Annotated in this window: 19 protein-coding genes; 7 read left to right on the forward strand and 12 right to left on the reverse strand. The window is 60.3% G+C overall.

The window, feature by feature from the left end; translation table 11 throughout:
* Positions 1–231 precede the first annotated feature (231 nt).
* Positions 232–657 carry a DUF4124 domain-containing protein gene (locus C3F36_RS19335; RefSeq protein ID WP_104455716.1) on the reverse strand — a complete coding sequence of 142 codons (426 nt, stop codon included), beginning with the start codon at positions 655–657 and terminating at the stop codon, positions 232–234.
* Positions 658–927: 270 nt separating this feature from the next.
* On the opposite strand from C3F36_RS19335, the gene fabV reads away from it, so the two are divergent.
* Positions 928–2,121 (forward strand): enoyl-ACP reductase FabV, encoded by a 1,194-nt coding sequence (gene fabV / locus C3F36_RS19340; RefSeq protein WP_041212832.1) that lies wholly within the window; start codon positions 928–930, stop codon positions 2,119–2,121.
* A gap of 162 nt (positions 2,122–2,283) precedes the next feature.
* Positions 2,284–3,759, forward strand: coding sequence for a YfcC family protein (locus C3F36_RS19345; protein ID WP_045525451.1), 1,476 nt, complete (start codon positions 2,284–2,286; stop codon positions 3,757–3,759).
* A gap of 65 nt (positions 3,760–3,824) precedes the next feature.
* On the opposite strand, the gene C3F36_RS19350 is transcribed toward C3F36_RS19345, so the two are convergent.
* Positions 3,825–5,039, reverse strand: coding sequence for a pyridoxal phosphate-dependent aminotransferase (locus C3F36_RS19350; RefSeq protein ID WP_005302243.1), 1,215 nt, complete (start codon positions 5,037–5,039; stop codon positions 3,825–3,827).
* 356 nt (positions 5,040–5,395) lie between these two features.
* On the opposite strand from C3F36_RS19350, the gene C3F36_RS19355 reads away from it, so the two are divergent.
* Entirely contained in the window at positions 5,396–5,605 is a 210-nt protein-coding gene (locus C3F36_RS19355) for a DUF1653 domain-containing protein (protein WP_010674028.1), read from the forward strand.
* 59 nt (positions 5,606–5,664) lie between these two features.
* On the opposite strand, the gene C3F36_RS19360 is transcribed toward C3F36_RS19355, so the two are convergent.
* The 10 genes from C3F36_RS19360 to adhE all read right to left on the reverse strand — a co-directional run bounded on the left by C3F36_RS19360 (position 5,665) and on the right by adhE (position 19,520).
* Positions 5,665–5,922 (reverse strand): GrxA family glutaredoxin, encoded by a 258-nt coding sequence (locus C3F36_RS19360; RefSeq protein WP_010674029.1) that lies wholly within the window; start codon positions 5,920–5,922, stop codon positions 5,665–5,667.
* A 202-nt stretch (positions 5,923–6,124) separates the two neighbouring features.
* Positions 6,125–7,558 (reverse strand): D-alanyl-D-alanine carboxypeptidase/D-alanyl-D-alanine endopeptidase, encoded by a 1,434-nt coding sequence (dacB, locus tag C3F36_RS19365; RefSeq protein WP_041215429.1) that lies wholly within the window; start codon positions 7,556–7,558, stop codon positions 6,125–6,127.
* An 87-nt stretch (positions 7,559–7,645) separates the two neighbouring features.
* The gene (locus C3F36_RS19370; protein WP_104455717.1) at positions 7,646–9,406 is read right to left on the reverse strand and encodes a DEAD/DEAH box helicase; all 1,761 of its coding nucleotides are present in this window, start codon (positions 9,404–9,406) and stop codon (positions 7,646–7,648) included.
* A 112-nt stretch (positions 9,407–9,518) separates the two neighbouring features.
* Complete coding sequence (locus tag C3F36_RS19375; protein ID WP_104455718.1) at positions 9,519–10,556, reverse strand: HlyD family secretion protein; 1,038 nt, start codon at positions 10,554–10,556, stop codon at positions 9,519–9,521.
* A 3-nt stretch (positions 10,557–10,559) separates the two neighbouring features.
* Positions 10,560–10,898, reverse strand: a complete 339-nt coding sequence (locus C3F36_RS19380) for a DUF3302 domain-containing protein (RefSeq protein WP_104455719.1) — start codon at positions 10,896–10,898, stop codon at positions 10,560–10,562.
* 289 nt (positions 10,899–11,187) lie between these two features.
* Positions 11,188–12,609, reverse strand: a complete 1,422-nt coding sequence (locus tag C3F36_RS19385; protein ID WP_104455720.1) for a carbon starvation CstA family protein — start codon at positions 12,607–12,609, stop codon at positions 11,188–11,190.
* Between the two features lie 144 nt (positions 12,610–12,753).
* The gene (btsR, locus tag C3F36_RS19390; protein WP_104455721.1) at positions 12,754–13,458 is read right to left on the reverse strand and encodes a two-component system response regulator BtsR; all 705 of its coding nucleotides are present in this window, start codon (positions 13,456–13,458) and stop codon (positions 12,754–12,756) included.
* On the reverse strand, positions 13,455–15,146 hold the full coding sequence (locus C3F36_RS19395; RefSeq protein WP_104455722.1) for a sensor histidine kinase: 1,692 nt from the start codon (positions 15,144–15,146) through the stop codon (positions 13,455–13,457). The genes btsR and C3F36_RS19395 overlap by 4 nt, the downstream gene beginning before the upstream one ends.
* 352 nt (positions 15,147–15,498) lie before the next feature.
* Positions 15,499–16,734, reverse strand: coding sequence for an HD-GYP domain-containing protein (locus C3F36_RS19400; RefSeq protein ID WP_104455723.1), 1,236 nt, complete (start codon positions 16,732–16,734; stop codon positions 15,499–15,501).
* A gap of 110 nt (positions 16,735–16,844) precedes the next feature.
* Positions 16,845–19,520 (reverse strand): bifunctional acetaldehyde-CoA/alcohol dehydrogenase, encoded by a 2,676-nt coding sequence (adhE, locus tag C3F36_RS19405; RefSeq protein ID WP_104455724.1) that lies wholly within the window; start codon positions 19,518–19,520, stop codon positions 16,845–16,847.
* Positions 19,521–20,353: 833 nt separating this feature from the next.
* Between adhE and C3F36_RS19410 the strand changes: the two genes are divergently transcribed.
* The 4 genes from C3F36_RS19410 (at position 20,354) to oppC (ending at position 24,833) form a co-directional block, all read left to right on the forward strand.
* On the forward strand, positions 20,354–20,989 hold the full coding sequence (locus C3F36_RS19410) for a YchE family NAAT transporter (RefSeq protein WP_010674328.1): 636 nt from the start codon (positions 20,354–20,356) through the stop codon (positions 20,987–20,989).
* Between the two features lie 280 nt (positions 20,990–21,269).
* The gene (locus tag C3F36_RS19415) at positions 21,270–22,889 is read left to right on the forward strand and encodes an ABC transporter substrate-binding protein (RefSeq protein ID WP_104455725.1); all 1,620 of its coding nucleotides are present in this window, start codon (positions 21,270–21,272) and stop codon (positions 22,887–22,889) included.
* A 97-nt stretch (positions 22,890–22,986) separates the two neighbouring features.
* On the forward strand, positions 22,987–23,907 hold the full coding sequence (gene oppB / locus C3F36_RS19420; protein ID WP_010674330.1) for an oligopeptide ABC transporter permease OppB: 921 nt from the start codon (positions 22,987–22,989) through the stop codon (positions 23,905–23,907).
* Between the two features lie 14 nt (positions 23,908–23,921).
* Positions 23,922–24,833 carry an oligopeptide ABC transporter permease OppC gene (oppC, locus tag C3F36_RS19425; RefSeq protein WP_010674331.1) on the forward strand — a complete coding sequence of 304 codons (912 nt, stop codon included), beginning with the start codon at positions 23,922–23,924 and terminating at the stop codon, positions 24,831–24,833.
* The last annotated feature ends 87 nt before the right edge of the window (positions 24,834–24,920 follow it).

The following is a 24,920-nucleotide window of genomic DNA, read 5'->3' on the forward strand; positions in this document are numbered from 1 at the left end:
TCGCCTTCATATGAACCCAGTGGCGCGCCATGTGGCCTACATGGGTATTTAATGAGTCTTATATGGGCACAGTGAAATTAGGTGGAGGCGGGGATCTGGAAATAGCCGCTATCTGACTCTCTGGTGTGAGAAATAAACGGCCAAGGGTGTGAGTTTTTGGATATCCGGCATGTGTGAACCCGTGACGACATTGCCGCTTCTGTATATTTTCTGTCCCGAAACAGAGAGTGTTTATTTTGCCTGCAAGGTAGAGAGTTTCTGGTTCAGGGACTCAATCTCTTTCTGATATCGGGTAGTGACCGATTGCATCTCTGCCGAGACATTGCGGGATCTTGCCTTGTTCTCCGTGATCTGGGTCATCTCGTTGTTCATCTTCTGCTTTTTGGCCTCGATCTCGGTGCGCAGCGCCTCGGCCTGGCGTTGTTTCTGGCCGTTCGCCAGGCTCTGCTCTATCTCCCGGGTCTGGTTGGCCGCCTGCTCCACCGCCTCGGGGGAGGGGGTATAGACATTGAGTGCCATGGGTTTGGCGTCGCTGCTGCAGGGGATGTCACTGAAGGTGATCTGCCCATCGCGGGCGCATTGATAGACTGCCGCCTGGACAACGGGGACGGTGGCAAGCCCCAGGCAGGTGAGAGAGATGACCAGCATGCGTGACATAGACTCCTCCTTGAATACTCTTCCTTGCACACTAGTACATGGCGCAAGGTCAGACAACGGCCTCGTTTCGGGAGCGACATTCCGGTCCTCACGTCGCCTCTCTCTGGTCCATGGCGGGGAGATCTCCTGCGCAATGGGTGTGCCATGGCGGCATAAAGCGACGGATCCCTGCCTGTTTCCCCGCAGTTCAACACATCAGAGCACCATAACGGGCCGCAATGAGGTATCTTATGCCCCGATTTCATCCATCAAACGGATAAGAGACAACACATGATCATCAAACCCAAGGTTCGCGGCTTTATCTGCACCACCACCCACCCGGTCGGTTGTGAAGCCAATGTTCGTCGCCAGATCGCTTACACCCAAGCCAAGGGCGCCATCGAGAATGGCCCCAAGAAGGTGCTGGTGATCGGCGCTTCCACCGGCTATGGTCTGGCCTCCCGCATTGCCGCAGCCTTCGGCAGCGGAGCTGCCACCATCGGTGTCTTCTTCGAAAAGCCGAGCTCCGAGACCAAGACGGGCTCCGCCGGCTGGTACAACTCCGCCGCCTTCGACAAGGCCGCCAAAGAGGCCGGCCTCTACGCCAAGAGCATCAATGGCGATGCCTTCTCCCACGAGTGCCGTGCCAAGGTGATCGAGCTCATCAAGCAGGATCTGGGTCAAATCGATCTGGTGGTCTACTCTCTGGCCTCTCCGGTGCGCAAGCTGCCGGACACCGGCGAAGTGGTGCGCTCCGCCCTCAAACCCATCGGCGAAGTCTACACCTCCACCGCCATCGACACCAACAAGGATCAGATCATCACCGCCACCGTCGAGCCGGCGAATGAGGAAGAGATCCAAAGCACCATCACCGTCATGGGCGGCCAGGACTGGGAACTGTGGATGGCGGCTCTGCGCGATGCGGGTGTGCTGGCTGACGGCGCCAAGTCCGTGGCCTACTCCTACATCGGTACCGACCTGACCTGGCCCATCTACTGGCATGGTACCCTGGGGCGTGCCAAGGAAGATCTGGACCGCGCCGCCACCGCCATCCGTGGCGATCTGGCTGCCAAGGGGGGGACCGCCCACGTGGCCGTGCTCAAATCCGTGGTGACCCAGGCCTCCTCTGCCATTCCCGTGATGCCGCTCTACATCTCCATGGCCTTCAAGATCATGAAGGAGAAGGGCATTCACGAGGGCTGCATGGAGCAGGTGGACCGCATGATGCGCACCCGCCTGTACGGCGCCGACATGGCGCTGGACGAGCAGGCCCGCATCCGCATGGATGACTGGGAGCTGCGTGAAGACGTGCAGCAGACCTGCCGTGATCTCTGGCCCTCCATCACCACCGAGAACCTCTCCGAGCTGACTGACTACACCGGCTACAAGCAGGAGTTCCTGCGCCTGTTCGGTTTCGGCCTGGACGAGGTGGACTACGATGCGGACGTGAATCCGGACGTGCAATTCGACGTGGTCGAGCTGTAAGTCGGTCGTCAGCACAGACAGGGCCCTGCGGGGCCCTGTTTTTTTGCAGCAGACTCAACCTGTTGCCTCAGGTTTATTATCCGCGATCACCTTTTTCCCCGAACAAACCCGCTAGGCTTGCGCTGTCCGGATCACAGACGGCACCGCCGAGGTACGAAAGCCATGACCACATCCCATGAGGCGCCCAAGAAGCGCCAGCTCCCCACGGTTTATACCCTGCTTTTCATCATCATCGCCCTGATGGCGGCCCTCACCTGGGTGCTGCCGGCGGGAAAATACAACTATGTGACGGCCAAGACCCAGCAGCCGGTGGCTGCAGCGGCCGTGGCCGACTACAGCGGTGACGAGCGACTGCTGCCGGTACCCGGCAGTTACACCGAGCTCCCCTCCCAACCCCAGGGGGTATTCGATGTGCTCAAGGCGCCCATCCAGGGCTTTCACAAGGCGGCGGACGTAGCACTGTTCGTACTCATCATCGGCGGCTTTCTGGCGGTGACCATGCAGAGCGGGGCGCTGGATGCCGGGGTCGGGGCCATAGTGCGTACCTTCGCCGGGCGCGAGCGGCTGCTCATCCCGGTGCTGATCGCCCTGTTCGCCCTGGGTGGCTCCACCTTCGGCATGGCGGAGGAGACGGTGGCCTTCTGGGCACTCATCGTGCCGGTGATGATGGCGGCGGGCTTCGATCGCATGGTGGCGGCCGGGATCATCCTGCTCGGCTCCGGGGTCGGGGTGCTCGCCTCCACCGTCAATCCGTTTGCCACCGGCATCGCCTCTGGTTTCGCGGGTATCCCCATCGGTGAGGGGATAGGGCTACGGGTCATCCAGTGGCTGCTGCTGGTGATCTTCGCCTCCTGGTTCGTGATGCGCTACGCCAGGCAGGTGCAGCAGGACAAGTCCCGCTCCGTGCTGGCCGATATCGTTTATGACGACGAGTTCTCCCAGATGAAGAGCGGCAACCTCGCCTTCAGCGGCAAGCAGAAGCTCACCATGCTGGTCTTCTTCGGCACCTTCCTGCTGATGATCTATGCGGTGGTGCCCTGGTCGGATCTGGGCATTGATCTGTTGCCCACCCTGGGCTGGTGGTTCGACGAGCTCTCCACCCTCTTCTTCAGCGCCTCCATCCTGATTGCCCTCATCAACCGGATGCCGGAGTCCAACTACGTGGCGACCTTCCTGAACGGGGCGCGGGATCTCATCGGGGTGGCCCTGGTGGTGGCGGTGGCGCGCGGCATCTATGTGGTGATGGAGCACGGCGTCATCATCGACACCATACTGCATTGGGCCGAGGGGCTGGTGAGCGGACTGTCGTCGTCGGTCTTCATCCTGATGGCCTATCTGGTGCACATCATCCTGAGCTTCTTCATTCCCTCCACCTCGGGGCTCGCGACCGTCTCCATGCCGCTGATGGGACCGCTGGCGGACTTCTCCGGCATCTCCCGGGATCTGGTGATCACCGCCTATCAGTCCGCCTCCGGCTGGATCAACCTGTTTGCCCCCACCGCCGCCCACCTGGTGGCGGGGCTGGCGCTCGCCAGGATCCCCTACGATCGCTTCGTGCGCTGGGTGCTGCCCTTCATCATCGGGGTGGGGCTCATCACCATGGCGGTGCTGGTGGCCGGGGCCCTGCTGCACGACTGATGGCGCGGATAGAAAACGACAGACAACAAAAAGGCTCCCGCGGGAGCCTTTTTCATGAGCCTTGCTTACTGCTTGTAGCCCTTGAGGAAGCGGGCGAGGCGACCGATAGCCTCTTCCAGCTCCTCTTCCCGGGGCAGGAACACCAGCCGGAAGTGATCCGGCGCCGGCCAGTTGAAGCCGGTGCCCTGCACCAGCAAGAGCTTCTCCTGCTGCAGCAGATCGAACACCATCTTCTGGTCATCGCGGATGTCATACACCTTGGGGTCGAGGCGCGGGAACATGTAGAGCGCTCCCTTGGGTTTGACGCAGGAGACCCCGGGGATCTCGTTCAAAAGCTCCCAGGCCTTGTCCCGCTGGCGACGCAGGCGGCCCCCCGGCAGGATCAGCTCGTTGATGCTCTGGTAGCCCCCAAGGGCGGTCTGGATGGCGTGCTGCATGGGCACGTTGGCACACAGCCGCATGGAGGCCAGCATCTCCAGTCCCTCGATGTAGCCCTTGGCGCGGCCCTTGGGTCCGGTGATGACCATCCAGCCCTGGCGGAAGCCGCAGGCGCGGTAGGCCTTGGAGAGGCCGTTGAAGGTCACCACCATCACATCGTCGCACAGGGTGCAGACGCTGGTGTGGGAGATGTCGTCGTAGAGGATCTTGTCGTAAATTTCGTCGGCGAAAATGATGAGGTTGTGCTGGCGGGCGATCTCGATCACTTCAAGCAAAAACTCGCTGCCGTAGACGGCGCCGGTCGGGTTGTTGGGGTTGATCAGCACCAGGCCGCGGGTGCGCGGGGTGATGCGGGCGCGGATGTCGTCGAGATCCGGATACCAGTCAGCCCCTTCGTCACAGCGGTAGTGCACCGCATGGCCGCCGGAGAGGGTGACGGCCGCGGTCCAGAGCGGGTAGTCGGGGGAGGGCACCAGCATCTCGTCGCCATTGTTGAGCAGCGCCTGCATCGCCATCACGATGAGCTCGCTCGCACCGTTGCCGATGTAGATGTCGTCGATGTCGACCTTGCGCATCCCTTTTTGCTGGTAGTACTGCATCACCGCCTTGCGGGCCGAGAACAGCCCCTTGGAGTCGCAGTAGCCCTGGCTCTGGGGCATATTGAGGATCACATCCTTGATGATCTCCTCCGGTGCTTCGAAGCCAAACGGGGCCGGATTGCCGATGTTGAGCTTGATGATGCGGTGACCTTCGTCTTCGAGACGGCGAGCTTCTTTGTGCACCGGGCCGCGGATGTCATAGCAGACATCGTCGAGCTTGTGCGACTTGTCGATAGTGAACATGGTGAGCGTGATTCCTTCCCCGTGGGGCGCGTTGGCAGAAAAGCTGTTTTTAGTATCAAATTTCTCTGCCCCTATTCTTCACAGAATTGAATGCTAGAACAATCTAATTTATGGAATAAATCCCTGATATTTACCCCTGAAACAGGGTTGTTGAAATGTTAAATTCAGCATGATCGTTTGCCTCTCTTTGGTAGATCAGTGAAAGATGAGGGGCAGATTCATAAAGCAACATGAGTGTATTGAAATATCTCCCCCATCTGGCACGATTGGCTGGGGTAAAAAAGGCCCCGACCCGTCGGTCTGCCAGGGGAGCACGCAGGCACGGGGGCTCATCTTTCCGCTCTCGAGGTTCACTCATGCAGGCACCCGCCACCGGTCGCTACCGCCATTTCAAGGGGGGCTATTACCAGGTTCTGGCCCTGGCCTTGCACACCGAAACCCAGGAGCAGCTGGTGATCTATCAATCCGAACAGGATGGTCAGGTCTATGCCCGCCCCGTCGCCATGTTCATGGAGTGGATTGAACATCAGGGACAGGTGGTGAGCCGCTTCACGCCGGTGGCCTGAGGCAGGCTTGGCGACATGAAAAAAGGCGCCAGAGGCGCCTTTTTTCATGGTGTCGGGGCTTACAGACCCAGATTGGCTCTGGCATAGGCCTCAAAATCGGTGCAGCCGCCGATGTGCTGCTCATCCAGGAAGATCTGCGGCACAGTGGTGACCGGCTTGCCCGCCTTGGCGGCGAGATCGTCCTTGGTCAGCCCGGCCACGTTGATATCCACGTAGCGGAACTCGAAGTCATCGCGCTCCTCGGTCAGTTGCTCGGCAATCTGCTTGGCACGCACGCAATAGGGGCAACCGGGACGACCAAAAATCTCTACAAACATCTTTTCTCTCCATTAAACAAGCCGTTGAAGAAGGCCATTGAGATGAGGCTGGGCACAGCATAGCCCTGGCGCCCTGTCAGTCAAAGCTGAAAATAGCGATGCTTCCGTTCGCCATCTCCGATTGCGCCCACTGCTGATGACGGCGCCAGCGTCCCCCAAGGCCGGGGAATCGGGCCGCCTTGCCGGCAAGGCAGCCCGTCTATCACTGTTCGACGATCTGGATGGGTTGTTGCTGGTAGATGCTCTCCAGCACGCCTTTTTCGAAGACGGTCCAGGGCCAGGGCGCCTTGCTGGCGCGGTAGCGCTCGTGGGTTGCCGGATCCTGGGAGAGACCGCGCTGGAACATCACGAAGGCCTTGCGCTGGCCACCGGCGGTGTCGATGAAGCCGGCGAGGTTCGACGTACCTGTGATGGTACCGGTCTTGGCGTGTACCTTGTTCTTCATCATGGGAGCGGTGACGCTGCGTCGCCAGGCCAGGGTGCCGTCTACCTGGGAGCTTGGCAGCAGCTTGATGAAGTCGAGCTCAGCATCGTTCTTCTGGATGAAGTTCAGCACCGACAGCATCTGGCGCGCGCTGATGAGATTGTGGGCGGAGAGGCCGGAGCCGTCGGCCAGGGTGGCGTTGCCAAGGTCAATGCCGTGCTTGGTCAGGATGGCGCGCACCGCCATGGTGCCGCTGCGATAGCTGCCCGGCTTGTTGTAGTAGTGACGCCCCACGGTTTTGAGGAAGGTATCGGCGTAGAGGTTGTCGGACTTTTTCAACATCTTGGCGAGCATCACCGGCAGGGAGACAGAGTAGTGGGTCGCCAGGGTCTGGGCACCGACAGGGGCCTGATGGGTGACCCGCAGCAGGCCGTCGTGGCTGATCCCGGCGCGGTTCATGGCCCAGCGGATGTTGTCCCAGCCCCAGGCCTCCACGTCATGGATGGCAAAGCGCAGCCCTTGCGGCTCCTTGTTCGGGGTGATGCAGCCCTTGAGCTCGTAGAAGTTGCCCTTGGCCATGTCCACTTCCAGAGCGCAGAACTGGCGCGCCATGTCGCCATAGCTCATCACCTCCACGTTGTCGGCGCCGATGCCGATGGGCACGCCGGTGGCCACGTTGCCCACCGCAGGCTTGCCAATCTGGGTGGCGGTGATGGTGCCGTAGGCGCAGTTCTTGTCGATGATGACCGAGGAGACGGGAGCGGCGAAACAGAGGGTCTGATCCCCCCAGGACCAGCCGTTGCCACGCTCATAGCCGTTGTAGGCACCGGTGTTGACATAGACGTTGCCCTGAACGCGGGTGACGCCCAACTGTTTGAACAGGGCGACCAGATCCATGCGCGACAGAGTGGGGTCGCCCACGAAGTTGATCCAGATGTCGCCGTTGATGGTGGTGCCCTGTTTGGCACCGGGCTGTGCCTGGATGTCGGTGGCGAAGCGGAAGTCGGCACCGAGTTCGAGGCGGGCGGCGAGCGCGGTGAGCACCTTCATGGTGGAGGCGGGGGCTATCATGTCATCGGCGTGACGGGCAAATTCCACCCCGTTGTTGCCCTGTACGATGACGGCGTACTGGCCCCCCTTGGGCGGGGTCAGCGGGGCGGCCTGGACCGCCAGAGAAAAGAGAGCACAAAAACCAATCAACAGCCGCTGCATAGGATCCTCTAACTGAACGAAAGGGCGGCATCAGAAACCGCCCCGATAATCTAACCGGGTGACTGCCGGGTATCACCTGCCATGGGGTCAGGCCGGGGCGTTGGCAGTCCGGTAACGCCCCTCGTAATCGAATATTTTTTCCTTCACCTGCCAGAAGCGTCCCGACTTGCGGGCGATGACGAAATCCGGGTGACGGAACTGGTCTGCCGCGAGCATCACGCTCGCCAGGGTCGTGAATTCGGGCTCCAGGCCCGGGGCGGGCCAATGATGACGCACAAAGCGTTGTTGAAACAAGCGCTGTGCACCCCGGGAGTGAAAGGGGAAGTACTCCGTCAGGGTCAAGCCATCCTCGTCGTGGTAGGTCACCTCCAGCCGCTCCCCCTGCTTGCCGCGCCCAGGGCTCAGGGTCAAACCGGCGCAGCGGATCACCATGCAGTCCTTGAGATTGAGGGCCTCCTTGAGCTTGTCGTCAGGGTCCACCAGCAGTTGGTCACAGCGTTGGCAGCGACGGGCGGCGATGTCGTTTTCAGCGCCGCATCCGGGGCAGATCTTGGCGCGAAAGCGGTAGTCGCACTCCTCGCGGTTGCCCTCGTCATCTTCAAACAGTCCCTGACAGCGGCGGCCGTAGTGTTCGACCACCTTGCCATCCTCGTCGGTCTTGCCCCAGAAAGTGTTGGCAAAGCCGCAGGCGGGGCAGGGCACCTGAACCGGCTCGGTGCCGGCGTGGGGCCTGGGTTCCCCCACTTCGGGGGCAAACAGGTTGAAGTTGTTGCCTGCGTAGTCGAGCACCAGGCAATCGCTCTTGCCGGGTGAGAGGCGCAGGCCCCGTCCCACAATCTGCTGATAGAGCGACACCGATTCGGTGGGACGCAGCATCACGATAAGGTCGACGTGGGGGGCATCGAAGCCGGTGGTGAGCACCGCCACGTTGACCAGAAACTTGAGCTCGCGCGCCTTGAAGGCACTGATTAGAGCGTCGCGCTCCGGTCCCGGCGTCTCGCCGGTGACGAGGGCGGCCTGCTGGTCTCTGGCACCGAGCAGGCCATGAATTTCCCGGGCATGCTCGACGGTGGCGGCGAAGATCATCACCCCCTGCCGGTCGGCCGCATACTCCAGCACCTGGCTCAGGATATGGGGGGTGACCCGCTCCTGTCGCTTGATCTCGCCGTTGAGCTGCGCCTCGCTGAACAGGCCGTTCTCCCGCGGCACCAGCTTGCTGAAGTCGTAGTGGACGATGGGGGCGTCCACCAGGCGCGGCGGGGTCAGGTAGCCGTTTTTCACCATGAAGCGCAGGGGCAGTTCGAACACGCAGTCACCAAAGAGCCGCTCGCCGTGGCTCTTGACCATGCCGTGGTAGTGGCGCCGGTAGATCCAGCCCAGCCCCAGCCGATAGGGGGTGGCGGTGAGTCCGAGGATCTTGAGGACTGGATTGGCGGCCTTGAGATGCTCGATCACCTGATGGTATTGGCTGTCGTCATCGAGCGAGACCCGGTGGCACTCGTCGATGATGAGCAGCGAAAAAGCGCCGTCGAAGGCATCCAGATTGCGCGCCACCGACTGCACCGAGCCAAACACCACCTGGGCGCTCGCCTCCTTGCGTGCGAGCCCCGCGGCAAAGATGTCGGCCCGGAGTCCCCAGGCCTCGTACTTGGCGTGGTTCTGCTCCACCAGCTCCTTGACGTGAGCCAGCACCAGCACCCGGCCACGGGCCTTGCGGGCCAGCTCGGCGATCACCAGGCTTTTGCCGGCCCCGGTGGGCAGCACCACCACGGCGGGATCCGGGTGTTTGCGAAAGTGGCTGATGACGGCGTTGACCGCGTCGGTCTGATAGGGTCTGAGAACGAACATGCAGGCTTGGGGTATCGATATGGGGTGGTGCAGGATGGCGCCATTATAGGGATCCTGGCACTAAAAAACAGCGGGCCGGCATGGTGCCGGCCGCTGGCGATAATGTCTTCGCTTAGTGGAAGGGGAAGACGTAGTTCATCCAGCTGGCCATGCGCAGCAGCACCTTGCGCATCACCGAGACATGGTGGAAGTGCTTGGTGTAGATGGCGGCCTGGCCGCTAGCCCCGGCGATCACCTGATACTTGGCCCACTCGGGGTCGGTGATGGAGATGAGCACCGGCAGGCGACCCGGTCGCACGGCACTGGTCTGATCCAGCAAACCGGCGTTGGCCTGCACATTGCCTGCGGCGATGGCCGGGATCACGGCGGTCACCTTGCCCTGGAAGATCTTGCCGGGGATGCCGTCGATCACCACTTCGGCCTCATCGCCCACCGCCAGGCGCTGCATGCTGTTTTGCCAGAACCAGCCAACATAGGCGGTCTCGTCTTTGTGGATGAAGGTCATCACCGGACGATACATGAACGGGGTGGCGATCATGCCGGGGCGCAGGGCCAGCTGTACCACGTGGCCGTCGCTCGGAGCATAGACCACGGTCTGCTCGACCTGGTACCTGGCCTCGTCGAGCTGGGCCTGCAGATCTTCCAGTGTCGCCTGTTGTTGCTCGATCTGGGCCACGATGTCGTCCACGTTGGCCTGGGTGACATCGAGGTCACGCTGCTTGCCGACGCCGCGGCGCATCAGGTCGCTGGCGCGATCCCGGTCGAGCTTGGCGGAGCGCAGCCTGGCCTCGATGGACTTGAGGTGGTTGCGGTTGGATTCAACCCGCGCCGTCAGGCTGTCCGCTTTGAGCTGGAAGGGGGCGGCATCCAGGCGAAACAGCACATCGCCCTTTTTCACCGGTTGGTTAGCCTGTACCGGCACCTCGATTACCCGGCCCTTGACCAGCGGCACGATCGGGGTGGAGACATAGTAGTTCCGCGCCATCTCGGAATAGGGGTGGTTGTAGTTCATCAGCATGATCAGGGTGCCAATGAGCAGCACGCCACCCAGCGCTGCGGTAGGCACGGTCCACTTGTTGAGCGGGATACGGAAGATTTTGAAGATGGCCACGCAGACGGCCGTGTAGGTCAGGATCAGTAGCAGGTCCATGATTTATCCCTGTTGCTCGGTCTGTTCGATGGTATTGAGGCGGGCCTTGAGGTCGGCCAGCTCCTGTTTGAGCTGCTGGATATCATCTTCATCCTGCTGCAGCCGCTGGTTGAAGCCCCAGCCGCGATCGGGGCGATAAATCGTGGCCCAGATCCAGAGGAAGGGCCACAGCACGTGCAGGGTGAACAGACTGACCCAGCCGGCCACGTGAATGGCGTCCTGATGGGGGTGCTGACGATGCTTGGCTATTTCATAGGGAATGTCGTGAATGACGATGACCCCATAAAAAATGACCAAACCCACAAAAAAAAGCAGACCAAGAGCAAAATAATCGAGTGCCATTTATGCCTCCGCTGGCTTGACGCACCGCATTGTCATTGGGAACAGGGCTCTGCAAGGCAGTCAGCCACCTGATTTCCCTCCTGTCGGGCCCGAAATCTTAAGTTGTTTTGTTGTACTGAAGCTTAAGTGGTTTCCAAGTCGCCAAAACAGACGCTGATGTTATTGGGGGCAAGTCCGTAAAGTCGTATCCATGACAAGGATTTACGCTGGGAGTATGGCATTGCTGAAGGGAAATGTTCAGCAAAAAAAGGAGCCTTGACGGCTCCTTTTTTGACATGGTTGGCGTGGATTAACTTTCGCTGGGCTTGTTGATCAGCGCGGGCCTGAATTTCACCAGGAAGGCGAGGGTGATGAGGGCGGTGCTCACCAGACCGATGATGGTGGAAACATTCATCTCGAGGCCGAAACCGATGGGGGCGTTGGCCAGGTAGGTGATGACCACTGCGGTCATGAAGATGGCGGGAATGGTGCATACCCAGTGCAGCTTGCCTTCCTTGATGAGGTAGGCGGCCGCAGCCCACAGCATGATGACGGCGGTGGTCTGGTTGGCCCAGCCGAAGTAGCGCCAGATCACCCCGAACTCGGCCTTGGAGATGATGAAGCCAAGGATGAACATGGGGATGGCGATGAGCAGACGCTTGGCCATGGGCTTCTGGGTCAGGTTAAGGAAGTCCGCCACGATGAGACGGGCGCTGCGAAACGCGGTGTCACCGGAGGTGATGGGCAGGATCACCACGCCGAGGATCGCCAGGATGCCGCCCACGGTACCGAGCAGGCTGGTGGAGACTTCGTGCACCACGGCAGAAGGGCCGCCGCTGGCCAGGGTGGCGTTGAGCGCCTCGGTGCTGTCGTAGAAGGAGAGACCCAGGGTGCACCAGATGAGGGCGATGATCCCTTCCCCTATCATGGCCCCGTAGAAGATGAAGCGACCGGAGCTCTCGTTCTGCATGCAGCGCGCCATCAGCGGGGACTGGGTGGCGTGGAAACCGGAGACGGCACCACAGGCGATGGTGATAAACAGCAGCGGCCAGAGCGGCAGATCCGTCGGGTGCAGGTTGGAGAAGTCCATCCCGGTGTTGTAGAAGCCCTTGCCGGAGACGATGAGGCCGATGATGAGGCCGACCGACATGAAGACCAGCAGTGCGCCGAAGATGGGGTAAAAGCGACCGATGATCTTGTCGATGGGGACGATGGTCGCGAGGATGTAGTAGGCGAAGATGGCCGCAATCCAGTAGACCAGGTCGGTGGAGGTGAGGTTGGCCAAGAGGCCCGCCGGGCTCAGGACGAAGACCACGCCCACCAGCATCAGGAGCACCACGGCAAAGAGGTTCATGAAGTGCTTGGCGGCGGTGCCCAGGTGCTCACCGACCACGGTCGGCACCGAGGCGCCCCTGGCGCGTACCGACAGCATGCCGGAGAAATAGTCGTGGACCGCACCGGCGAAGATGCAGCCAAAGACGATCCAGAGCATGGCGACTGGACCATAGAGGGCTCCCAGAATGGGGCCGAAGATGGGGCCGACGCCTGCGATGTTGAGCAGTTGAACCAGGTAGACCTTCTTGTCCGACATGGGGACATAGTCCACCCCGTCCGCCATGGTGATGGCGGGGGTCTTCAACTCGGGTTTGGGCCCGAATATCCGTTCGATGAATTTGCCGTATATGAAGTAGCCGGCTACAAGTAAGCCGACACAGAGGAAGAACCAGATCATTGCTACGCTCCTGCTTTGTTATTTTTTGGTGTGCGCAGCCAGTGTAGGTGGGGACTTCTGTTAACGGCAGGTGAAAGGGGGTGAGCGGCGACATGGCGACCCGAGCGGTTGTCCGCTGTGATCCGGCGCACATCGCGCCCCGCTTTATTCCAGTCCCAGCTCGTCTTTTAGCTCCTTGAGGTAGCGGCGGCTGACCGGTACCCGGGCCCCGCTCGGGGTCACGATCTCCGCCAGCTGATTCTCCAGCAAACGGATTTCGAAGATGGCGGCCGGGGCCACCAGATACTGGCGGTGACAGCGCAGCAGCGGGGTCTTCTCCTCGAGGGACTTGAGGGTGAGCTGGGTGTGAAACAGCTCGCCCTGGCAGGCGACATGGACACCGCCGAGATCGGAGAAGGCGTACTCCACCTGGGAGGTTGGGAGCAGCCGCACCCGGTTGTGCAGGTATCCGGGGATATGGTGGATGCTCGGAGCCAGGGTCCCGACCGGTTGCGGGGTGATGTCCTGCCTGAGCCGCGCCAGGGTCTTGGCGAGGCGGGCCGGCTCCACCGGCTTGAGCAGGTAGTCGAAGGCGTTCTCCTCGAACGCCTGGATGGCGTAGTCGTCGAACGCGGTGACAAAGACGATGCGGGGCAGGGGATCGAGCATGGCCACCAGCTCCATGCCGCTGAGCTTGGGCATCTGGATATCGAGAAACACCACATCCGGCTTGCGTTGCTGGATGAGGCCGAGCGCCTCGATGGCGTTGCCCGCCATGCCCAGGATCTCGATGTCGGGATCGCTGGCCAGCAGCTCTGCCAGCTCCTCGCGGGCATAGGGCTCGTCATCGACGATCAGGGTGCGGATCATGTCATCTCCTTGGCGGTAGTGCGGGGTTGTCGTGGGAGCGTCAGGGAGACCCGGGTCCATTGCTCTGGCTCCCACTGGACGTCAATGCCATAGCGCTCGCCAAAGGCACTCTTGAGGCGCTTGTCCACCAGGCTCATCCCCAGACCATCCCCCTGGCCGGATGGTTGCCAGGCCCCGGCGTTGTCTTCGACGCAAAGGGTGATCGCCTCGGGGGTCTCCCTCGCGAATAGGCGAAGTCGCCCCTCTCCCAGCAGGGAGCAGATGCCGTGCTTGATGGCATTCTCGATGAGGGGCTGCAGGGTGAAGCTCGGCAGTTGCACCTCGGCAAGGTGGGGCGGGATCTCGTTGATGACGGTGAGCCGCTCGCCAAAGCGGGCCTGCTCTATCTCCAGGTAGGAGAGGCAGTGCTCCTGCTCCTCCCGCAGCGTGGTCAGGCCGCTCTGGCGCTTGAGGTTGTTGCGAAAGAAACGGGAGAGGTGCAGCAGCAGCTCCCGTGCCCGTCCCGGATCGCGGCGGGTAATGGCGCTGATGGTGTTGAGGGTGTTGAACAGGAAGTGGGGGTTTATCTGTGCCTGCACCAGCTTGAGCTCGGATTGCACCAGCAGGCGCTGCTGCTGCTCCAGGCGGCCTGCCAGCAGCTGCTGGGACAACAGGTTGGCGATCCCTTCTCCCAGGGTGTGATTGATCTTGAGGAAGAGCCGCTTCTTGGGCTCATAGAGCTTGATGGTGCCGATCACCCCCTCGTCACCCTGCAGGGGGATCACCAGCACGGAGCCGAGCTGGCACTGGGGGGAGATGCTGCAACGATAGGGCTGGCTGTTGCCATCGGCGAACTGCACCTTGTTCTGGGCGATGGCTTGCAGGGTGATCGCCGAGGTGATGGGAGTGCCCGGCTTGTGGTGATCTTCCCCGGTGCCGATGAAGGCGAGGATTTTGTCGGTGTCCGTGATGGCGACGGCGCCGACGCCGGTCTCTTCCTGAACGATATGGGCTATCTTGCCGCTGGCCTCCGGAGTGAACCCCTGGCTCATGATGCCGACGGTGCGGTTGGCGATGGTGAGCGCCTTGGCGGAGAAGACCCGGGAGAACTTTTCGTACATCCGCTGCTGGTCGCGGATCATGCTGATGAAGAGCGCCGCCCCGCAGGAGTTGGCGAGGATCATGGGGGTGGCGATGGTGCGCACCAGCAGCAGGGACTTGTCGAAGGGGGTGGCGACCAGCAGGATGATCACCATCTGCATGATCTCGGCCACGAAGGTGGTAAAGAAGGCGACCCTGGGTGCAAAGAGGTCATTGACCCTGCCTGCCCGCATCAGCCGCCAGTGAACCAGCCCCCCCAGCAAGCCTTCGCAGGTGGTGGAGATGGCGCAGGCGAGATCGGTGAACCCCCCCAGGGTATAGCGGTGCAGGCCGCCGGTCAGCCCCACCAGGAATCCCACCAGGGGGCCGCCCAGCAGTCCCCCCAGTACGGCACCGACCGCCCGGGTGTTGGCGATGGCGTCATCGATGTCGAGGCCCACATAGGTTCCCAGGATGCAAAAGCAGGAGAAGATGACATAGATGAGCACCTTGTGGGGCAGCCTGACGGAGTAGTTGGCCAGAGGACGCAGCAGGGGACTCTTGGAAAAAAGATAGGCGATGACCAGACTGACGCTCATCTGCTGGAGCAGAGAGAGGACTAGTTGCATAAAAAAGCTTCCTCAAACACCATGCCGGAGCCGGGCGTTGTCATGACGCAGGGTGAGCCTGAGCCCGTCTTGATGCGGGCTGCGGGCTGAACGCTGCGGCAGTTTGCCAGAATGGAGAAATAAAACCATATAAAATCAGCACGTTAAATTGATATTTGTGTAACCTGCGCCCGCTTGATATTGCTGATGCGAGCATGAAGGTATCCACCGGATACGCCACACGGAGGTGGCATGCTCCGCCCGGCCATCGGCTGGGCGTTTTTTATCCAGCTCCAATGGTGGACGATTTCGAGGGGACCTGAGCAATTATTCAGGTTTGTCCAATGAGTTATCCCCAGCTTCTGGGGATAACTCAGAAGGCGAAATAGTAACAGACCCGCCGACCCAGACCGAAAAAGGCGCGTTGCGCGTCGTCCAGCTCTTCCTGTCTGAGGGTGGCGACGATGCTTCGCGCATCTTCCCGCAGATCGATCATGGCCACCCCTTCCGGCCGCTGTCCCTTGAGGTAGGGCAGCACCTTGGGTCTGAGGGGCATGCTGGGCTCGGTGGAGAGCACCAGGGCCAGGGCATCGTCATCCAGGCGCACCAGGGAACCCGGTGGATAGACCCCCAGCACTTTTATCAGCAACCTGACCTGGGTTTGCTCGAACTTCTTCTGGGAGAGCTTGTAGAGCTGGCCGATCACCTGGCTGGGTCCCGGCGGGTTGAGGCCGCTGCGCGGGTGAAGCAGCTCGTCATAGTGGTCCACCAGCCCGATGAGGCGGGCGAGGGGGGGGATCTTGTCGCCCTTGATCCCGAGGGGAAAACCGCTGCCATCGAGGCGTTCGTGATGCAGGTAGGCGACCTCGCGGATCCTGGGTTCGAAAGCCTGCAACTGGTTGAGCATCTCCAGTCCGTACTGGGGGTGCATGTTGAGGAAATTCTGCTCCGCCTTGCTGAGCTCCCCCCGCTTCTGGATGATCTGGCTCGGGATCCTGAGCTCGCCGATGTCGTGGAGCAGGCCCGCCAGACCGGTCTCCTCGATCTCGACGGGATTCATGCCAAGCTCCCGTGCCATCAACATGGCGATGAAGGCCACGCTCAGGCTGTGTTGCAGCAGGGTATCCGTGTTCTGGCTGCGGATGAGGTGCAGACCGAGCAGTCCCTGGTGTTCTGCCAGACGGGCGGCGGTGCTGCGCACTATCTGCGCGGTATTGGCCAGGCCTTCGTCCGGTTTGAGGTTGAGGGCGCCAAGGGCGTCGCGAAGATCTGACAGGGATTGACCGAACGCCTTGTCCGCGATGCGAAGGGAGCGCCTGAACGCCTTTTCGTCGAAGGTGGGGCCCTCAGAAGAGGGGGCGGTATCCCCGGTGTCGCTCATCTCAAGAGAGGGAACGGGTTCGGCCCGCAGCAGGGGCTCTACCGGCAGATCGCTCTTGTCGGGATCCACCATCAGCAGGGGCAGGTCGAGGTGGCGGATGATGTCGAGCTGCTGCTGGTCCTTGATTTTGAAGGCGTTGAACATGAAAGGGTGGCTCGTCCATCCCGTGGGAAGATGGATGTAGTGGCCGACTCTCAACTGCTCGATAGAGGCCTGTATCAGCGCCATGGACTAGCTCTTCTGTCGAATTTGCCTATCAACAAGCTAGCAAAATTAAACAGATAGACAAACAAAAAAGCCCGCGCATGTGCGCGGGCTCTTGTCATCCGTGGCGTTTATCAGGCCTTGGATTTTTTCTTGTTGTCCACCTTGGTGTCGACCTTGGCTGCAATCGGGGCGGCAGCAGGGGCTTCCTCGATGAAGGGACGGCCGTAGTAGGTGTCCATCAGGATGGCTTTCAGCTCGGTGATCAGCGGGTAGCGCGGGTTGGCGCCGGTGCACTGGTCATCGAAGGCTTCCAGGGCCAGCTGGTCTACCTTGGCCAGGAAGTCCGCTTCGTTCACGCCGGCTTCGCGGATGGAGGCCGGGATCCCCAGGGTGGCCTTCAGCTCGTCCAGCCAGGTCAGCAGCTTCTCGATCTTGGCGGCGGTACGGTCACCGGCAGCGGTCAGGCCCAGGTGGTCAGCCACTTCGGCGTAGCGACGGCGAGCCTGCGGACGGTCGTACTGGGAGAACGCGGTCTGCTTGGTCGGGTTGTCGTTCGCGTTGTAACGGATGACGTTGCTGATCAGCAGGGCGTTGGCCAGACCGTGGGGGATGTGGAACTCCGCACCCAGTTTGTGGGCCATGGAGTGGCACACACCCAGGAAGGCGTTGGCAAACGCGATACCGGCGATGGTGGCGGCGTTGTGCACCTTCTCGCGGGCAACCGGGTCGTTGGCGCCGTTGATGTAGCTGGAGGGCAGGTAGTCCTTCAGCAGTTTCAGGGCTTGCAGCGCCTGACCGTCGGAGTATTCGTTGGCCAGCACGGAGACATAGGCTTCCATGGCGTGGGTCACTGCGTCGATACCACCGAAGGCACACAGGGATTTGGGCATGCCCATCACCAGGTTGGCATCCACGATGGCCATGTTCGGGGTCAGCTCGTAGTCGGCCAGCGGGTATTTCATGCCGGTGGCGTCGTCGGTCACGACCGCAAACGGGGTCACTTCAGAACCGGTACCGGACGTGGTGGTGATACAGACCAGTTCGGCCTTCACGCCCATTTTCGGGAACTTGTAGATACGCTTGCGGATGTCCATGAAGCGCATGGCCAGGTCTTCGAACGCGGTGTCCGGGTGCTCGTACATGACCCACATGATCTTGGCGGCATCCATGGGTGAACCACCACCCAGGGCGACGATCACGTCCGGCTTGAAGGAGTTGGCCATCTCGGCGCCCTTACGGACCACGGACAGGGTGGGGTCGGCTTCCACTTCGTAGAAGATCTCCACTTCCATGTTCAGCTTCTTGAGCAGGCGAACCACTTCATCGGCATAGCCGTTGTTGAACAGGAAGCGGTCGGTCACCACCATGGCGCGCTTCTTGCCTTCCAGGTCGCCCAGGGCGATCGGCAGGGAACCACGACGGAAGTAGATGGATTTCGGAAGTTTGTGCCACAGCATATTTTCTGCCCGTTTTGCGACTGTCTTCTTGTTGATCAAGTGCTTGGGACCGACGTTCTCGGAGATGGAGTTACCACTCCAGGAGCCGCAACCCAGGGTCAGGGACGGGGCCAGCGCGAAGTTGTACAGGTCACCGATACCACCCTGGGTGGAGGGGGTGTTGATGAGGATACGGGCGGTCTTCATCTTGTCGCCGAAGTACTTGATGCGGTCGGCATTGCGATCCTGGTCGGTATAGAGACCGGAGGTGTGGCCGATACCACCGATGTTGACCATGTCGCAGGCCATTTCGACGGCTTCTTCGAAGTTCTTGGCACGGAACATACCCAGGGTCGGGGAGAGTTTCTCGTGAGCGAACTCGTCCTCGGCACACAGCTCCAGACCTTCACCGATGAGGATCTTGGTGGTGGCTGGCACGGTCACACCGGCCATGGCGGCGATCTTGGTAGCAGGCTGGCCCACGATGTCGGCGTTCAGGGCGCCGTTGATCAGCAGCACTTTACGCACCTTGTCCGCTTCGTCCTTGGAGAGGATGTAGCCGGCGTGGGTCGCGAAACGCTCCTTGACCTGGTTGTAGATGGCGTCGACCACGATGACAGCCTGCTCGGAGGCACAGACCACGCCGTTGTCGAAGGTCTTGGACATCAGGATGGAGGCGACGGCACGCTTCACGTCGGCGGTTTCGTCGATGACGATGGGCACGTTGCCCGCACCCACGCCGATGGCGGGTTTGCCGGAGGAGTAGGCGGCCTTCACCATGCCCGGGCCACCGGTGGCCAGGATCAGGTTGATGTCGTCGTGACGCATCAGGGCGTTGGAGAGTTCGACGGAGGGTTGATCAATCCAGCCGATGATGTCTTTCGGCGCACCGGCAGCCACGGCAGCATCCAGTACCAGCTTGGCAGCGGTATTGGTGGAGTTCTTGGCGCGGGGATGCGGGGAGAAGATGATGGCGTTGCGGGTCTTCAGGGAGATGAGGGCCTTGAAGATCGCAGTGGAAGTCGGGTTGGTGGTCGGTACGATACCGCAGATGATGCCTACCGGCTCGGCGATGGTGATGGTGCCCATCTCGTCATCTTCACTGAGGATGCCGCAGGTCTTCTCATCTTTGTAGGCGTTGTAGATGTATTCGGAGGCGAAGTGGTTCTTGATAACCTTGTCTTCGATGATACCCATGCCGGATTCAGCCACGGCCATCTGGGCCAGGGGGATACGGGCGTTGCTGGCGGCCAGAGCGGCGGCGCGGAAGACCTTGTCTACCTGCTCTTGCGAGAAGCTGGCGAATTGACGCTGTGCTTCTTTGACGCGGGCAACCAGTGCATCCAGTTCAGCCAAATTGGTTACTGCCATGTTTATCTCCTGATGATTTGAAAACTGTTTAGTAAGACCTTGGCAATGCCCGGCAATTATAGCCACCTTGTCAAGGCGAGAATCACCATAACGGGGTATTTACATGCCTTAGTAAACTGTTTTTCTGACTCGATTATAGGGTCGGGATGTGTCAGAAAAGATTGATCTGGATCATATGTAACAAAAGAACAAAAGAAATTTTGTTTCACCCCTTATCGCACCACTATGTTACGGGAGTGTGTCATCCTTTCTTGGCATCACGAGCTGCTGTCACGCGCCCTTGAAATATCTGCTCAGGGAAGGGGATCCGATGAATTCTCGCCTTGACCGGGATGGGGGAAGGTGGCATTGCCATGATGGCGGCAGAACGCCTAGCCCCCTGACGTTTCATTTATGTTGAGAAAGGGGTTGTTGTTTTCATCCAGTCGCCCTGGCGAAACAGCACATCTGGCGGTGGCAGGGAGCTTGTCACCTCTGCACAGCCGGCCCCACTGGCACCGCACCAGGGTGAGAAAGGCCAAAATCGGGGTCACAGGAGCGGGTGGGGGCGGCAAGCAGGTGTGGTGAGAAGCAAGGGTGCCATTTGCCGAAAATATCGTTTCTTGGCTGAGGGTTGATATAACGCGCTGTCATGGCACCCGGCGATGTTAATGGTGGCCACTCTCCCTTAACAACCCGATATGTTGAATTTTGTCGATACATTAGCGGAACTAACTAAAAAGCCCCGGTAAGGGTGAGATTATTTGATTGGAGAAGGGAAAAGCCATGGTGTAAATTTACGCGTAGTTTGGGGGTTGGCCCCTTGTGGCTCGTATTGGTTCTGGATGGCGCCTATGGCAGCAATAGACTTCTCTTTATACCTGAAATTTTTCGTCGGCCTGTTTGCGATCATCAACCCGCTGGGTCTGTTGCCGGTTTTTGTGAGCCTGACGGGCCACATGTCGCCGGAGGAGCGACGCAAGACCAACACCACCGCCCACATTGCCGTGATGATCATCCTGATGGTCTCCATGTGCATGGGACAGCTCATCCTCGACAGTTTCGGCATCTCCCTGGCGTCGTTTCGCATTGCCGGTGGCTCGCTGATCACCCTGATCGCCTGGTCGATGCTGCAGGGCAAGCTGGGGGAGGTGAAGCACAACAAGCAGGAGAAGGGGGAACTGGCTGCGCGTGAATCTATTGCCGTGGTGCCCCTGGCTCTGCCGCTGATGGCCGGACCCGGTGCCATCTCCTCTTCCATCGTCTATGCCAGCCAGAAGACCCTGCCCCAGATGGCCGGCATGTTCGTGGTGGTGGTGGCGTTTGCCTGCTGCTCCTGGCTCATCTTCCGTGCCGCTCCCCTGCTGTTCAAGCTGATGGGCAACACCGGCATCAACGTGGTGACCCGTATCATGGGTCTCATCATGATGTCCCTTGGCATCGAGATCATCGTGGCGGGCATCAAGGGAGTCTTCCCCGGTCTGGTGTGAGCCAGGTCCGTTTTTGTCGGAGCCGGTCCTTGTGACCGGCTTTTTATTGTTTCTTTTTTGTTGGTCATTTCCTAGAATCGAGCGGCCTTGTACGAAAAATGACCGCTGCGGGATATTTAAATGCTGAATAAATGGTTTTAAGTTGTTTTTTTGACCATGAAAGCGGCCTGTTCCTGATGATATCTATTGCATTATCAGAATTGTCAGGGAATTATGCGGGCAGCGAGGTGTTTATCTCGTGGATAACAAATGCATGGAATGTTCTTGTTGGAGTATGGAAATGACTCATAGAAAAACAATTATTAATACCCTTTTATTGACTGCACTTTTCGGTGGCGCCACCCTGGCTCACGCCGCCGATGTCCCCGCCGGTACCAAGCTTGCTCCCGAGCAAACCCTGGTGAAAGGCAATGGTTCCGAACCCGCCACCCTGGATCCCCAGAAAGTGGAAGGTACCCCCGAATCCAACGTATTGCGTGACCTGTTCGAAGGTCTCGTCTCCTCCGGCCCCAAGGGTGAGACCCTGCCCGGCGTCGCCGAGTCCTGGGAAACCAAGGACAACAAACATTACGTGTTCCACCTGCGCAAGGATGCCAAGTGGTCCAACGGGGATCCCGTCACCGCTCATGACTTCGTCTTTGCCTTCCAGCGCGCGGTGGATCCCAAGACGGCCTCTCCCTACTCCTGGTACATGGAGATCCCGACCATCGTCAATGCCTCCGACATCATCGCGGGCAAGAAGCCGGCCGACACCCTGGGCGTGAAGGCGGTGGACGATCACACCTTCGAGGTGCAGCTGGAGAAGGCGGTGCCTTACTTCGTCAGCATGCTTTCCCACACCACCACCTATCCGGTCCCGAAGAAGGTGATCGAGAAGTTCGGTGACAAGTGGACCCAGCCCGGCAACATGGTATCCAACGGCGCCTACGTGCTGAAGGACTGGGTGGTCAACGAGCGCGTCGACGTCGAGCGCAACCCCAACTACTGGAACAACGGCAAGACCGTCATCAACAAGGTGACCTACCTGCCCATCCAGTCCACCAACGCCGAGCTGAACCGCTATCTGGCTGGCGAAGTGGATCTGACCTACAACATGCCCATCGAACGCTTCAAGCAGATGAAGAAAGAGCTGCCGGACGAAGTAAAGGTCAGCGGTTATGTGGGCACCTACTACTACCAGTACAACTTCAAGCACAAGCCGTTTGACGACGTGCGGGTGCGTACCGCCCTCTCCTATGCCATCGATCGCAACGTGATCGCCGACAAGGTGATGGGCAAGGGTGAGACCCCGGGCTACACGCTCGTGCCTGACTTCGTGGACGGCTTCAAGCCGGTGGCGCCGGCCTGGTCCAAGCTGACCCAGGCAGAGCGCGATGCCAAGGCGAAAGAGCTGCTGACCGAAGCCGGTTACGGCCCGGGCAAGCCGCTCAAGTTCGAGCTGCTCTACAACACCGACGACAACCACAAAAAGGTGGCCGTGGCCGTCGCCTCCATGTGGAAGAAGCTCGGCGTGCAGGTGAGCCTGGTGAACCAGGAGTGGAAGACCTACCTGGAGACCAAGAAGCAGGGTAACTTCGACGTGGGCCGCGCCGGCTGGATTGCGGACTACAACGAAGCCTCCTCCATGCTGGATCTGATGCAGACCACCCACGGCAACAACGACGGCAAATACTCCAACCCGACGTTCGACAAGCTGATGAGCGAGTCCCGCAACCAGGTGCATGCCGAGGCGCGCAACAAGCTCTATGTCCAGGCCGAAGAGATCCTGGCCAAGGACATGCCGATCGCCCCCATCTATCAGTATGTGACCTCCCGCATGGTCAAGCCCTACGTGGGTGGCTACCCGGCCAACCCGCTGGACAACATCTACAGCAAAGACATGTACATCGTTGCTCACTGAGTAAAGAAACAAGTCGCATAACAAGCAGGGCCCGCCAGACGGCGGGCCTTTATTACAACCGCGACCCTTTGGAAGCAGTACAGGACAGGAAATGTCTATGTTGAAATTCATCCTTAAACGTCTACTGGAAGCGATCCCGACTCTGCTGGTCTTGATCACCGTCTCCTTCTTCATGATGCGCTTCGCCCCGGGTAACCCCTTTACCAGCGAACGCGCCCTGCCGCCGGAAGTCCTGGCCAACATCGAAGCCAAATATGGCCTGGACAAGCCCATCGGCATGCAATACCTCACTTACCTCGGCAACCTGGTCCAGGGGGATCTGGGGCCCTCCTTCAAATACAAGGACTTCACCGTCAATGATCTGGTGAGCCAGGCCCTGCCTGTCTCCGCCAAGATAGGCTCGGTCGCCTTCCTGCTGGCAGTGACCCTGGGGGTCACCTTCGGCACCATTGCGGCCCTGAAACAGAACACCCTCATCGACTACCTGTTGATGTCGTCGGCCATGGCCGGGGTGGTGATCCCCGGCTTCGTGCTGGCACCGCTGCTGGTGCTCTTCTTCAGTATCTATCTGGGCTGGTTCCCGGCGGGGGGCTGGCAGGGGGGCGGCGCCCAGTTCATGGTACTGCCGGTGTTCGGCATGATGATGTACTACATCTCGGCCATCTCCCGCATCATGCGCGGCAGCATGATCGAGACCATGAACTCCAACTTCATCCGTACCGCCCGCGCCAAGGGGCTGCCCCTGCGCCACATCATCCTCAAGCACGCGCTGCGCCCGGCCATGCTGCCGGTGGTCTCCTACCTGGGACCGGCCTTCGTGGGCATCATCACCGGCTCCGTGGTCATCGAGACCATCTTCGGCCTGCCGGGGATTGGCCAGCTGTTCGTCAACGGTGCCCTCAACCGTGATTACTCCATGGTGCTCGGTCTGACCATTCTGGTCGGCGCCCTCACCATCACCTTTAACGCCGTGGTCGATATTCTCTATGCCGTCATCGATCCCAAGATCCGTTACTAAGCCGGGAGTTCATCATGGTAGTCACAACTGAAAAGCGCGAAGCCGTCGAGGCGTTCGCCCAGAAAGTGGAAGTGGTGGAAGGACGCTCCCTGTGGAAGGATGCCCGTCGCCGTTTCCTGCGCAACAAGGCGGCCCTGACCAGCCTCATCATCCTGACCATCATCGGTCTGGCGGTGATCGTGGGGCCCCACCTGTCCCAGTACACGTTCGATGACCCGGACTGGGGGGCCATGCAGAGTGCCCCGGACATGGAGACCGGCCACTGGTTCGGCACCGACAGCCTGGGGCGCGATCTGTTCGTGCGTACCCTGCTCGGCGGGCGCATCTCGCTGATGGTCGGCATCATGGGGGCCCTGGTGGCCGTCATCATCGGCACTCTGTATGGCGCGGCCTCCGGTTTCATCGGCGGCCGGGTCGACAGCCTGATGATGCGGGTGCTGGAGATCCTCAACGCCTTCCCCTTCATGTTCTTCGTGATCATGCTGGTGACCTTCTTCGGTCGCAATCTGGCCCTCATCTTCCTCGCCATCGGCGCGGTGAGTTGGCTCGACATGGCGCGGATCGTCCGCGGCCAGACCCTGAGTCTCAAGAGCAAGGAGTTCATCGAGGCGGCCCACGTCTGCGGCGTCTCCAAGTGGAAGATCATCACCCGTCATATCGTGCCCAACGTGCTCGGCATAGTGGCGGTTTACGCCACCCTGCTGGTGCCGGGGATGATCATGTTCGAATCCTTCCTGAGCTTCCTGGGTCTGGGCGTGCAAGAGCCCATGACCAGCTGGGGCGCCCTGCTGGATGAAGGCTCCAAGTCGATGGAAGTGGCCATCTGGCAACTCCTGTTCCCCGCCGGTTTCATGGTGGTGACCCTGTTCTGCTTCAACTTCCTCGGGGATGGTCTGCGTGATGCCCTCGATCCCAAGGATCGGTAAGACGCAAGCAATGCCGTAGGACCCGTCCGCTGGTCACATAGCGCCAGCGGGATGGGCAGGCCTGCCTCACGACAGATCGATAAGGAG

It is taken from the genome of Aeromonas sp. ASNIH2 (assembly GCF_002934795.1).
Lineage (GTDB): Bacteria > Pseudomonadota > Gammaproteobacteria > Enterobacterales > Aeromonadaceae > Aeromonas > Aeromonas caviae.